We start from the raw sequence: 12,176 nt of genomic DNA, 5'->3' as shown, positions 1-12,176 counted from the left end.
ATTCTGTTGGAGGTTCGTAGAGCATCCATGGAATTCGGTATCATTCAAGGAGATATCGCTCGACAGGACGTGGATGCTGTCGTGAACGCAGCGAATACCGGCCTTCGCATGGGATCTGGCGTTGCCGGAGCGCTTCGGAAGGGTGGCGGTGCACCACTCAACGAGGAAGCCATCTCGAACGGACCGATCGAGCTGGGAGGTGCGGTCGAAACCGGTGGATACAACCTCCCGTGTGAGTACGTCATCCACGCTGCAGCGATGCCGGAAGGCGGACAGGCGTCGGCCGACAGTATCCGCGATGCAACGAGGAATAGTCTCGTGCTCGCCGACGATCTCGGCTGTGAATCGCTCGTGGTTCCCGCTATTGGCTGTGGTGTCGCGGGCTTCGATCTCCGGGCAGGCCTCGAAATTATCTGTGGAATCATCAACGAGTACGATCCCGAATCGTTGAGCGACGTGCGTGTGATTGCGTACGGGGATGAGGCGTTCGAACTACTGAGTGATATCGCACGGGATGAGTGACGTTCGGTGAACTGAAGGCAGGCTGCTCTCTCAGCTCGGGAGAAGCTTCGTGAGCTGTCCCATCGTTGAGGCAAGCCGCGTTCCTTTCTGGATGGAGCCATCCATTTCGTATTTTTGTTGCATGAATCCCTGAATCGGATCGACGGTTCCGGTGATGAGCCCGACGAGTTCGTCGGCCGATCCAGTGATGGTGATGTCGGGATTTTCGAGTAGCTCTGTTCCACCGTCGATCGTTTGCTCTTCCTCGCGCACTTCGAGATGTCCTGTCATCGGTGCGTCGGTCGCCTCGAAATTGACGGTGATGTCTTCGGTGATCGACTCCCGAACGTCAGGGCTTGCCTGTACGAGCAGTCCCATTCCTGTCCACAGCATAGACTGAAACTGTTCGACCGTTTCGGGATGCTCGGTGGCGAACGATCCGATATCTACCGCATCCATCCGCTGGGTGATCCGGGCGAAGAGCGCTGGATGTTCGAGGAGGAGTTCTTCAGTCTGCCCATCGATCTCGTTGAGCAGTCCCGGTAGCTCCGCTGCAATTCTGTCGTCGGGCTCCTCAAGTGTTGCTTCGATCCGCTTGACAATTTCGTCAGTCATCTTGCTACTATCTCTGGAACGAAACGGATAGCTCTATCACCTCGAATGAATGGACGTTTTAGTATTGATCAGCGCCCGCTGGGAACAGCGGTGGTCTCACTCCCATGACGCCGCTGGTGAGAGAGCAGTATCACTCTAGGAGAACCGGCGGGCAAGTTGAATTACGCCCTCCAGTTCGATCGAGAGCCGGTCGTCTAACTGTCCGAGGAGTTCGATATCTGCGTTCTCGATTCCTCCACCGATGACGTACGCTACCGCTGTCATCCCCTGAAATAGGATCAGTCCCGCACCGATGATCGGAATCGTCGGTTCGATCGAGCGGGTTCCGTACTCGACGATTCCGAATAGGATCACAGCAATGAGGAGTGGGGACGCGACTGCACGGGAGTACGGATGGATGCCCGTCTGTGCGTACAGCCGGTAGCTGACGAGCACGTTCATACACGTGTATGCGCTCCCGGTTGCGATCGCTGCACCAAGGATACCGATCGCCGGAATGAGAGTAAGATTCAACGCGAGGTTCACGACGAACGTCACCAGATTCGCACGGAGTATGTAGCGGGTTTCGCCAATTGCGACCAGCGCCTCCTTGTTTGGACCAGCGACGATGTGGAGGAAAAACGTCGTGCTGAGGACGACAAGCGGTCCTGTGGCACTCTCGTACTCGGCTCCGAATATCGAGGCAAGGAGCGCATCACCGAATCCAATCAGAAACAAAACACCAGGAACCGTCACGACGACCATCCATTTTGTTATCGATTTGTAAATTGTGTCCATCTCGCTGTGCGCGTTTTGTTCCCCTAACTGCGAGAAGACCGGAAGGAGTAGGAAGCCAAACGCCCACAGCGAAACCAGAATCAGCCGGCTGAGAATGAACGCCGCATCGTAGACACCGACGCCCGCTGTCGTCAGAAAATGCCCGACGAAGAGGGTGTCTATCTGTTGCATCAGCTGCCAGACCGAGCTCGCTGCCATCAGCGGAATGGAAAACGACACCAGTTTGCGGGCTTTGTCCATGTCAACCGTGCGCCAACGAACGCGCTCGGGAAGCGCGGTTTTTCGCACCAGAACGACGGCGACGACCGCAGTCACGGCAACAGCACTCGCCCAACCGACAGCCGCTCCGAGCGGGCCATACCCGGCACCAACGGCCACCACTAACAGCACAAACACTGAGAAACGGTGCAAAACGTTGTAGACCAGCCCTTTCGTGAGCGCGTCTTCGGCTCCGCGGAAGATCCCAGCCGCGATTTCGAGAACCGCGAGGAACGGAGCAGCTGCGACAAAAACGATGATGAGCGACTGGAATTTTACACCAGCGAGCTGTCGTGCGATCTGCTCGGAAAAGAGAATGGTCCCACCGACGAGCACGAGTGACGAACCGATCGTCAACTGAAACGCCGTGACAGAGACCGACGCTGGATCTTCGTCGATCGGAATGTATCTCGGAACGCCCTGTCGGAGTCCCAACTGTCCGATGAGCGCCAGAACAGTCATGATTGTGACGCCCAGTATGAGTGCTCCGTATTCGCTCGGCGTCAAGAGACGAGCTGAGAGTATACGCGTGCTAAACCCCAGCCCCATTCCGATTACATGACCGACCAACACGACGACTGCACCGCTCGCAATACGACTTGAGGCAGAGGCTGTCTCTGACATGCTAATACTGTGTCAGTTGTCCAGGTAGCCAAGCGATCGAAGGCGTTGCTCGATCGCTTCATCGTCCATTCCCTTGGCCTGCTGGCTGTCAGGAGCGTCGTCGCTATTGTCTGTCTGGTGTGCGAGTTCGTCGATGAGAAACGTGAGATAGGCGGAGACGGAGTCAAATTCGGTCGATCGAACGCGTTCTTCCAGTACAGCAACACTCTTTGTCGGTAATTGGACGGTTGTATACTCCTGCGTCGATGTAGATGGCTTCATTCTTTTGTCGATTGGGTGGCACCAACGTATAATATAACCGTTGTCTTACTCTCGTTCTTCATCGTTTTATTTTCTAACAATTTCCAACTAGTTATCTCTCTTGATTGGTCGTTCCGTATCGAAACAGCGTTCTGTGTGCTATCCCTCGTGAAATCAGATACCATCACATGAATGTCGCTTTCGTCTCGAATGTCGTGTACCCGTTCGTCACGGGCGGCGCGGAAAAGCGGATCTACGAGATCAGTACTCGGCTCGCTGCCCGTGGTCACGAGGTGACGATCTACGGACGACATTTCTGGGACGGTCCCAAGAATACCGTTCACGAGGGTGTGACGCTTCGGGCGGTGAGTCCGGCGCGGGACCTGTACGTGGGTGACCGTCGTTCGATCACGGAGGCGATTGAATTCTCGAAGGATCTGCTTTTCGTGCTCCATCGTGCGCTCGACGACCACGACCTTGTCGTCGCTTCTGTGTTTCCGTACTTCCCCGTTCTCGCCGCCAAGGCGAGCGCAATACGGACAGCTACGCCACTCATCACGACGTGGCACGAAGTGTGGGGATCCTACTGGAATGAGTATCTCGGGCTGCTCGGGCCGTGTGGCAGATTAATAGAGCGACTCACGGCGAAGACACCCCAACACCCGATCGCCGTTTCGGGTGTCACCGCAGATCGGTTAGCCGCTATCGGTCCTGTGCGAGATCGTATCGACATCGTTCCGAACGGGATCGATGTCGATCGAATTCGATCGGTACAGGAAGCAGAGGACGGCTTCGATGTTCTGTTCGTGGGACGACTCATCGCCGAAAAAAACGTCGAAATCTTGATCAAGGCCTTCGATTCGATCGCACCCCCCGACTGTTCACTCGGGATTATCGGTGAGGGTCCCCGTCGAGATGCACTCGAACGTCACGCCGATGATCTCTCGTGTCGTGATCAGATCTCTTTTCTCGGTTTTCTCGAGCGCGAAGAGATGCTCGGATACATGAACGCCGCACGGGTGTTCGTCTCTCCCTCGACACGGGAGGGGTTCGGTATCACTGTCGCTGAGGCGATGGCCGCCGGTTGTGTCGTCATTGCAGCCGATCACCCACACTCAGCCGCCAGTGAGGTCGTCGGTGACGGCGGCTTTCTCGTCTCCCCGACCGCCGAGGCAGTTGCCCACCGCTTGGAGCGGGTTCTCGACGGTGACCAACCACCGTCCGATCCGACCACGCTTGCAGAGCGCTACGACTGGAACCGAATTACCGACCGCGCCGAGCAAATCTACCAGCGCGTGATCGATTCCTCATCCCACGCGTAGTACTTGTGTCAACTGTCTGTTCACTCTGCAATCGCACTCAGAAAGAACGATCCGAAGATGATCTGGAGACCGAGTACAATCGCTGTGAGCGCGACGATACTACTCATTGGGAATGGGAGATTTGATGTCGTGATCCACTCGTAGGCCAGATACGATGAATAAGCGACTCCTGCCACGAACACGACAAGACCGACCGACGCGCCTTGTTCGAGTCGGACGTGACCGACGATCCACTTCGTGATCGGATCGTTCGGTGTTTGGATCGGATCACCAGCCACAGCAGTGAACGCACCGAGGCTCACAACCTGATAGCCGATCAGCGTCAGCAGACTCCCGGCAACCAGCGAGTGGATACCGAACGGCTGACCGAAGATGGTGATCGGAGAGTACGCGAGTGCCATGACGAACAGCCCGATTGCTCCCATCACGAGACCGGGCACCGAAAACAGATACCCAGGGGCGTTCACGAGCATGAACCGCACGTGCCGCCAGCCGTCACGGAAGCTGTCTATCGTCGCATCACCAGTCCGTGGGTGGTACGTGATTGGCCGCTCGTCGATTCGTAACCCATGCTCGCCAGCTTCCATGATCATCTCGCTCGCAAACTCCATCCCGTCGGTCGAGAATTCGAGCTGTTCGAGCATCGACCGCGAGAACACACGCATTCCACTGTGAGCATCAGACACTCCGGCCCCATAGAATACGTTCAGGAATTTCGTGAGCAACGGATTGCCGATGTATCGGTGCAACAACGGCATCGCCCCCGGTTCGATCGTTCCGGCGAGTCGACTTCCCACTGCCATATCGGCCGGTCCCGATTCGACGAGCCGATAGAGCCGTGGGAGTTCCTCGAAATCGTAGGTCGTATCGCCGTCTCCGATCGCGATGTACGCTCCGCGAGCGTGCTCGAACGCGTACCGGTACGCATAGCCGTACCCCGGAGCATCCGGTTCGACGATGATCGCCCCTCGTTCTCGTGCGATGTCTGGTGTTCGGTCCGTCGAACTATCGCTGACGATGATCTCACCCGTGATTTCTAACTCACAGAGCGCGCGCTCAATGCGAGTGATACACTCACCAATCCCCTGTTCTTCGTTCAGCGTGGGAATGATGATGCTTATCGTCGGCACTTGGTCGCTGTCTGCGGACAGGAGGACTGCGTTCGTTTCCTCAGCTGTGCTCTCCTCGTTGCTCGTTGTGTCTCCATCTATTTCGCCATCTCTCCCGATGACTTCGAGTGACGATTCACCGTCAGAACGAACAACATCTTCTCGAAAAACGTCACTATTAGATGACACGTGTACCAATAGTCGTTATAAATTCTGTTTTAGTAACACGACCGTTATTCGGTATCACACGCTGTCGAATAGCCGCACTCGGGTGGTCCACGAACCTCGGGCTCGGCGAAATGAGACGTTGATGAATCACTGCTCGGACGTGATATTGGTGATGATAAATATCTTTTGTAATTCCAATGTCGGCGAGAATTTTACTCTCGTACGCTCAGCTCGATCCTACCGTGCTTTGAGTGGCAGTACTACTTCATCGAGCCACCACGGTGTCTCCCGTGTCTCGAACAGCCATACTCAGGAGAGAATCGTTTTCGTAGACGGCCACACCGTTTCGGCGAGCGAGCACGTAGCCTGCGTGGTCAGAGTGGATCGTCGTTTTTCGGGTGCCGTGTGGGGTGACGATCTCTGCGACGGGTTCGTCTGCCTCGATTACGTCTCCGGTATCGACGAGATGTCGGACAATTCCGGCCGTCTCCGTTGCTGGGTGGTCAGCTCGCCTCACAGGAAACGGTACCGGAGAATCTGGAGCAAGCGCGTTCGGCTTTCTGTCTGATTCATCAAGCAAACCGAGTTCGCACATTACATTACGGAGTCCAACGACGGCGCTTTCGCGGGGTCGTTCCTGAACGACGGTGTGGCTCCCGAGTTCTGGAGTGAACGTCGGTATTCCCGCGACATTCAATGTCGCGGCTCCGAGCGATCGGTGGAGCCGGCGCGTCTCGTGATCCTCTGCTTCAAATTCGAGCACGGTTGGCAATCCGAAGGCGTCGGCGAGTCGTTGCACCGTCGCTGCCAGCTCCCGTGCCTCAGATTCGGTGCGGAACTCACCGTAGTGGACGCGTTCGATGATCGAAAACGGCAGCGAATCCACACCAGCGGTGTGAAGCGATACGACCGCATCAGCAGTGTCTTCGATCTGTTCGAAGAGTCGTTCGTTGATTCGTTCTTGCACGCGTGCTTGTCCAGTTGTCTCTGTTGACTCCGGAAAGTATCTGTTCGGATCGTCGTCGTGATAGTACGATGTCCGAGCAGTCCGGCGGAGTCCAGCTGGATTCAGGTTTGGGAGACAGACCACAGTACCGGCCAGACGCTCAGCCAATGTCTCCGTCATCACGTCTTGTGCGGCCGCGAGTCCTGTGACTTCGTTGCCGTGGATCGAACCAGTGATCCACAGCGTCGGACCGTCTTCAACCCCATCGGCGATGAGAACCGGGAGCCGCTCGGTCGAACCAGTCGGCAACTCGGTGGCGTCGAACCATCCCTCAGTGAGCTGTCCGGCGTGTGCTTTGGCGGTACCGATCTGCATACCATCATGTCGAAACGTGGTATCGTTACTCTTTCTCATGCTTCACCCGGTGCTTTCTCCCACGATCTATGACGACGAAATCCTTTTCGTGATGTCGTGATTGTGACTTGTATGACTCTTCCCACAGTTATGTGTGCACTCGGACGGTGTGAAACGAGGTACGCTCCGGACGAGCGTGTGGTGTGCTTCGATCTCGCTGCTCGACAGACTGAGACTGGAATAGCCGTGTCTGGCCGTGTTCAGAGCGCTCAGCTCCGAGATCGAGTAGTGAGCTCTGTAGGGAACGCCACCGAGATGGTCGAGACCAATATCGATGTCATCGAAGAACACGCACGTGAGAGAACAGTTACTGTTGGGGTCGCTCCTGTCCGTGGGGAGTCAGAATCGGATGCAGAACGCATCACCGAAATCCTCTATGGGGCATCTGTCACGGCGTTCGACACAGAAGGAGCGTGGACCCGGGTCAGGACACCGGATGCTTACCTTGGCTGGGTTCGATCCGAGTATCTCGTTGCTCCTGTCGATGGGGCGTTCGATCACGTTCTCACTGCTGATGTACCTGATCTAGTCGACGGAGTAGAGACCGTATATGCAGGAACCGAGTGTCACGTCCGGGACGTGGATTCTCATCCCGTGATCGAATTTCGCACCGGAACGAACGTCCGACTCGAAGACGCTGTGGTGTCGAGTCTAACGAATGCGGCGATGGTCTCCGACGCTGATTCCGGTCTGACGGCTCAAGCAGTCGTAACGAACGCAACGCGCTATCTCGGAACGCCGTATCGCTGGGGTGGGATGACGACCGACGGTATCGATTGTTCTGGGCTCGTGTGGATGGCCTACCGACTGGCCGGTCTCACACTCCCGCGCGATGCAGACCAACAGCGCCGGTTGGGCGTCTCCGTCTCCTACGAAAACCTCCAACCGGGGGATCTCCTCTTTTTCCCCGGACACGTCGCTCTCAGTCTCGGTGGTAGCGACTACATCCACGCCGACGGAACTGTGGGGGCTGTCGTTACCGCGTCCCCCGATCCGGACGCAAATCTGGACCGTGATCTGATCCATGAACCGGACCAGCAACAGCCAACCCATCATACAGCTACCGATCGGAAGTTCGAGATGGCAAAGCGGATCCTGGATTGACGCGGTGCCGATCACGGATCGGGGTGGCCTCCGATCACCGCTTGTTGACTGGATTGAGCTTGCCAATATATGTTCATACATGTACATTTTAATACTAAATAATTGTGTGTTTAATGAGTAACTATTTAGTGAATGATTACTTTGAATGAATTGTCATATGAGTATAACCCGTGTCTGTCAGTCAAGTTCAGAAGAAGAAGGGACACTGTACAAGCAGGTGAAACTGGAACTCCAGCATCCGGGGTGTTGGACGCTCGCAGCCACGGAAGCTCATCCAGGAACCCATATTATCGAAAAATCTCTCTATCCAACGAAAGAGGAGATCAAGGGTGATTTCATTCTTGTTTCAGAAGGTGATGCAACGATCGATGCGTTCATCGAGACGATCGCCACCCACAGCGTGGTAAACAACATTGCGGTGCTCAAGCGTTCGTTCGATCGTGCCCGCGTTGTGGTTACTTACCAACGCGATAGTAGTATCGTTCCTCAGATCGTTAATTCCGAGTTCATGCCGATCGAACCTGTTCACATCACCGGTGGTCAGGAATACTGGACTGTGCTCGTGCGTTCCGATATTCTCAGTTGTGTGCTGAACCAGATGGCAGACGAGTTTGATGTAGAGGTCGAAGCGATTCACGAGGTTGATCCCAAAGATGAAGTCGAGTTCGCAGATAACGTCGATAAAATGTACTCGGGCCTATCAACCAGACAGCGCGAAAGTCTGTTTGAAGCACAGGCAAAGGGTTACTATCAGTGGCCACGGGACGTATCTGCGACGCAGATCGCTGAATCGCTCGGTGTCACTGGGCCAACATTGCTCGAACATCTCCGTGTTGGTGAGCAGAAAATACTGAACACTATTCTTGATGAGATGAAACAGCGCTATACACGCCACTGACGATATGACCGCCTGTTCTTTCTCGAACGCACTGAATTTTCAGATGCTCTTGGTTGCTAGCTTTGTTGCTGCTGGTCGTTCACGGTCGAGTACTGGGAAAAACACCGTGCGATCGCCGATATTATAGCGTTAATGACCTAGACGCACTTCTTCACTTCTAATGGGAAACGAGCGCGCTGGAGCAACTCCCTAATCGAATCCGGGTGAAATGCTTTATTGATCCTCACCGAACGGTGGTTTCGTGAAGGTATTCATTTCCGCAGACATGGAAGGAATCACGGGTATCACAACGCCGGAAGACGTTGTGAGCGGTGAGCGTGAGTACGAGCGCGGAACCGAGCTTCTCCACGGTGATGTGAACGCAGCCATCGAGGGGGCGTATGATGGTGGCGCGAGTGAGGTGCTGGTCAACGACTCACACTCGGGTATGCGGAATCTCGATCGATCGCGGCTTGACGATCGGGCCCGCTTGATCCGCGGACGGACGAAACCTCGCTCGATGATGCAGGGCCTCTCGTCCGATCACAACGTAGCGTTTTTTGTTGGCTACCACGCCAAGGCTGGCACATCGGGTGCAGTCCTCAACCACACATTTTACGGGCACGAACTGATTCGACTGCTAGTCGACGGACGAGAAGTCGGTGAGCTCGGTTGGAACGCTGCTCTTGCGGCTCATTTCGGTGTACCGGTCGGTCTCGTTACTGGCGATGATAAAACGGCAGACGAGGCAACTGATGAACTTGGAGAAAGCGTCGAGACAGCAGTAGTAAAGCAGGGGGTCGATCGATTTTCAGCAGAGTGTCTCTCTCCCGTAACATCGAGAGCAGCAATTCGCGAGGCAGCAACCCGAGCGCTCCAACGCGCAGCGGATGGTGGATTCGATCAGTCGACGACGACAGCAGAACATATCACTATTGAGGCCGAATGGTCAGCAACGAACCACGCTTTCCGTGCTGGCGGCGTGCCGGGCGTCGAACGGACTGGCGGTCGGACAACAAGTGTGAGCGCTGATACCTACCGCGAGGCGTTCGATGCGTCCGTTGCGATGCTTCGTGCCGGTGGTGCTGCTCGAAACGGATTTTACGGGTAGAGTGTCGAAAGTAGGACAGTCGGATAAGAAACGCTGTATCACTACTTTGGAATCGTTACACGTGTCGGTCGCTGTCAACACGACGATGTACTGTGCCGTCTGAGTTGCCAAAGCACAGCTGCTCTCGTTTGAGACTGTTTCATTTGTCTCGAACACGAGTGAGAAATCGTATGCTGAACGTATTGGTGATCAGTCGTTACGATCTAATCACGCACAGGAGATCGGTTGCGGTCCGCTGGATCGACGCACGTCCTGAATGAGTACTGTATAGTGATTCTTCGACATGGACTCTCACGCATCATCCTCCCGTACATCTGTTTTCCCGTCCTTCTGCGTCCGTTTGGTCCCGTCGTCTTCGGGATTCGCTTTGGAGGCGTCTCGCTGTTGTTCCCATCGTTGGAAGGCGACTGGATCTGGACCAAGTATCGTTCGACCGGTTGATGATTCACAAACGATCATCAATTCCGGATCAGGGCGGTCCGCTGTAGGGGAAGGCTCTGTCGTCATGGCGGAGTGGCTCCATTTGAATCGCTAGTATATTTACCTGTCGAATCATGTTATAATGTCACATGTTGTGTATCGTCAAAGGTGTTATTCTATTCAGGTCGGATAGACCATTCTCCTTACTTTTGCTACAGCTTGTCAGCGCGTCATTCGCGCGCCCGCGCGAGAAAAATAAAACAGCCAGAACATCTTGGAACTCCGCGATTGAGACAATATTGTATCGCAATGACGACTCTCGGTTATCTTCCTGTGTCTTAGTCGATGGCAATGAGCAAGTAGAGTGAGCCGAGCAACATTGCGATATCTCCGCGCCATGCGTGGAGAAACGCCCACATACCGTAGCGATTACTCTCCTCGAGTGGGAAAACCCAAACGCTGTGTCCCAGTAAAATCGGGACTTTCGTTGTAATGATCGCAACAATTGCGATCACTAACAGAAAGAGCGCGGCTAGACGTGTCGCCAATCCCAGGAGAACTGCCGCGCCTGCGACAATTTCGATCGTGCCAATGGCTGTGGCGGTGAGTCCCGGAACGGGAAATCCAAGGTGGGCAAAGCGTTCAGCTCCAAGAACCCCTGGAAAAATGAGCTTTTGAACTCCTTCGGAGAGAAATACGCCTCCTACTAAAAGTCGAATAAGAATCAACGATGCCGGCCCTTGTGTTCCAAGTGCTGTGTTCGTTCCCATACATCAGGTCTCCTCGCACCCAGATTAAACATTTTTCATACCATGTGACATTATTTACGCACAATATACTAATACATCGTATGCAGTATTGCATCCAACATAATTAAATAAACGGATAGTGAAAGGAATTGTTGTGTTTGGAATTTCATAATTCTTCGAGCACAAAGCGACAGGTTCTTTAGTTGATTAGCTGGGTCGGACGATAGTCCAATAAGAGAGAACCTTCACCGGCGTGCTGTCACCGACGAATCCAATTATACAAGAAAACGTCTGCGGTGACTGCTAGATTAACTATTAGAAATGTGATGTGAAGATATTCAATATTGACACTGACGTGTCCTCATTGTGTATCGTGCGGTCAACGGATCGTTTGGTTGCCACACGCACGAACTACTCCATCGTCTGAGCGGTTGATTGAAAGAATATGATGATCAGCGCTGCGAACTAGCTCGTGGAACGTCGCTCAAGCGGGAACAGCGGGGAAGGCGGAGACACCGTGGCCCGGCAACGGCACTACGCCGGTTTACTCAAAAGTCGTGCTGGAAGATGTGAGAAGGATTTGATCGAAGCAAACACCCACTGTGGTGTGTCGTCCTGGTTTAACCGCTCATCTTTTACTGATGTGTTGATAGCGACTTCATTCTCTCTCGATAATCATACTACCAACTATAATGAACTCATATAGATTTGTTAATAATAGCTCCTAATTCGGTTATTATCGAAGGACGTAGCGGCGATTGACAACTCAATATATACATAATTCATCTTAGACTTCTTTCTATATCTAAATCTTGGACAATATTTATAGTAACCCTGTTTGAACATGGGGATGCACTGGGATAGTGACACACCGACCGCCGACAAACTCTGTGGGCGTTATTGACCTTGGTGTGATCCTCTCCCAGACCAAATCAACAACC

At 54.1% G+C, this 12,176-nt stretch carries 12 protein-coding genes; 5 read left to right on the top strand and 7 right to left on the bottom strand.

Annotated features, from left to right (window positions below; translation table 11 throughout):
* Nucleotides 1–27 precede the first annotated feature (27 nt).
* The gene (locus MW898_RS09765) at nt 28–522 is read left to right on the top strand and encodes a macro domain-containing protein (protein ID WP_248906740.1); all 495 of its coding nucleotides are present in this window, start codon (nt 28–30) and stop codon (nt 520–522) included.
* Nucleotides 523–552: 30 nt separating this feature from the next.
* On the opposite strand, the gene MW898_RS09760 is transcribed toward MW898_RS09765, so the two are convergent.
* The 3 genes from MW898_RS09760 to MW898_RS09750 all read right to left on the bottom strand — a co-directional run bounded on the left by MW898_RS09760 (nt 553) and on the right by MW898_RS09750 (nt 3,036).
* Nucleotides 553–1,116, bottom strand: a complete 564-nt coding sequence (locus tag MW898_RS09760) for an SCP2 sterol-binding domain-containing protein (protein WP_248906739.1) — start codon at nt 1,114–1,116, stop codon at nt 553–555.
* Nucleotides 1,117–1,251: 135 nt separating this feature from the next.
* Nucleotides 1,252–2,775: a flippase gene (locus MW898_RS09755; protein ID WP_248906737.1), complete on the bottom strand. Its 1,524-nt coding sequence runs from the start codon at nt 2,773–2,775 to the stop codon at nt 1,252–1,254.
* 12 nt (nt 2,776–2,787) lie between these two features.
* Nucleotides 2,788–3,036: a hypothetical protein gene (locus MW898_RS09750; protein ID WP_248906735.1), complete on the bottom strand. Its 249-nt coding sequence runs from the start codon at nt 3,034–3,036 to the stop codon at nt 2,788–2,790.
* 167 nt (nt 3,037–3,203) lie between these two features.
* On the opposite strand from MW898_RS09750, the gene MW898_RS09745 reads away from it, so the two are divergent.
* Complete coding sequence (locus tag MW898_RS09745; RefSeq protein WP_248906733.1) at nt 3,204–4,337, top strand: glycosyltransferase family 4 protein; 1,134 nt, start codon at nt 3,204–3,206, stop codon at nt 4,335–4,337.
* A gap of 20 nt (nt 4,338–4,357) precedes the next feature.
* On the opposite strand, the gene MW898_RS09740 is transcribed toward MW898_RS09745, so the two are convergent.
* Complete coding sequence (locus MW898_RS09740; RefSeq protein ID WP_373689884.1) at nt 4,358–5,566, bottom strand: glycosyltransferase family 2 protein; 1,209 nt, start codon at nt 5,564–5,566, stop codon at nt 4,358–4,360.
* Nucleotides 5,567–5,879: 313 nt separating this feature from the next.
* Entirely contained in the window at nt 5,880–6,935 is a 1,056-nt protein-coding gene (locus MW898_RS09735; protein WP_248906729.1) for a succinylglutamate desuccinylase/aspartoacylase family protein, read from the bottom strand.
* Between the two features lie 111 nt (nt 6,936–7,046).
* Here MW898_RS09735 and MW898_RS09730 point away from each other — a divergent pair, with 111 nt between their 5' ends.
* The 3 genes from MW898_RS09730 (at nt 7,047) to MW898_RS09720 (ending at nt 10,066) form a co-directional block, all read left to right on the top strand.
* Entirely contained in the window at nt 7,047–8,078 is a 1,032-nt protein-coding gene (locus MW898_RS09730) for a C40 family peptidase (RefSeq protein WP_248906727.1), read from the top strand.
* A 157-nt stretch (nt 8,079–8,235) separates the two neighbouring features.
* Nucleotides 8,236–8,976 (top strand): helix-turn-helix domain-containing protein, encoded by a 741-nt coding sequence (locus tag MW898_RS09725; protein WP_248906725.1) that lies wholly within the window; start codon nt 8,236–8,238, stop codon nt 8,974–8,976.
* Between the two features lie 241 nt (nt 8,977–9,217).
* Nucleotides 9,218–10,066, top strand: coding sequence for a M55 family metallopeptidase (locus tag MW898_RS09720; RefSeq protein ID WP_248906723.1), 849 nt, complete (start codon nt 9,218–9,220; stop codon nt 10,064–10,066).
* Between the two features lie 291 nt (nt 10,067–10,357).
* Here the strand turns inward: MW898_RS09720 and MW898_RS09715 are convergent, their stop codons facing one another.
* Both MW898_RS09715 and MW898_RS09710 read right to left on the bottom strand, forming a co-directional pair.
* A complete protein-coding gene (locus tag MW898_RS09715; protein ID WP_248906721.1) occupies nt 10,358–10,573 on the bottom strand; it encodes a hypothetical protein in 216 nt (71 codons plus the stop codon).
* A 251-nt stretch (nt 10,574–10,824) separates the two neighbouring features.
* Nucleotides 10,825–11,256 (bottom strand): DoxX family protein, encoded by a 432-nt coding sequence (locus MW898_RS09710; protein ID WP_248906719.1) that lies wholly within the window; start codon nt 11,254–11,256, stop codon nt 10,825–10,827.
* Nucleotides 11,257–12,176 lie beyond the last annotated feature (920 nt).

It is taken from the genome of Halocatena marina (genome assembly GCF_023276375.1).
In the GTDB taxonomy this organism is placed as follows: domain Archaea; phylum Halobacteriota; class Halobacteria; order Halobacteriales; family Haloarculaceae; genus Halocatena; species Halocatena marina.
This window is presented reverse-complemented; position numbering and strand designations above follow the sequence as displayed.

Bases quoted from the DNA above. Each gene is read 5' to 3' on its own strand.
- MW898_RS09765 (WP_248906740.1), top strand. From the start codon at position 28: ATGGAATTCGGTATCATTCAAGGAGATATCGCTCGACAGGACGTGGAT.
- MW898_RS09760 (WP_248906739.1), bottom strand. From the start codon at position 1,116: ATGACTGACGAAATTGTCAAGCGGATCGAAGCAACACTTGAGGAGCCC.
- MW898_RS09755 (WP_248906737.1), bottom strand. From the start codon at position 2,775: ATGTCAGAGACAGCCTCTGCCTCAAGTCGTATTGCGAGCGGTGCAGTC.
- MW898_RS09750 (WP_248906735.1), bottom strand. From the start codon at position 3,036: ATGAAGCCATCTACATCGACGCAGGAGTATACAACCGTCCAATTACCG.
- MW898_RS09745 (WP_248906733.1), top strand. From the start codon at position 3,204: ATGAATGTCGCTTTCGTCTCGAATGTCGTGTACCCGTTCGTCACGGGC.
- MW898_RS09735 (WP_248906729.1), bottom strand. From the start codon at position 6,935: ATGCAGATCGGTACCGCCAAAGCACACGCCGGACAGCTCACTGAGGGA.
- MW898_RS09730 (WP_248906727.1), top strand. From the start codon at position 7,047: ATGACTCTTCCCACAGTTATGTGTGCACTCGGACGGTGTGAAACGAGG.
- MW898_RS09725 (WP_248906725.1), top strand. From the start codon at position 8,236: ATGAGTATAACCCGTGTCTGTCAGTCAAGTTCAGAAGAAGAAGGGACA.
- MW898_RS09715 (WP_248906721.1), bottom strand. From the start codon at position 10,573: ATGACGACAGAGCCTTCCCCTACAGCGGACCGCCCTGATCCGGAATTG.
- MW898_RS09710 (WP_248906719.1), bottom strand. From the start codon at position 11,256: ATGGGAACGAACACAGCACTTGGAACACAAGGGCCGGCATCGTTGATT.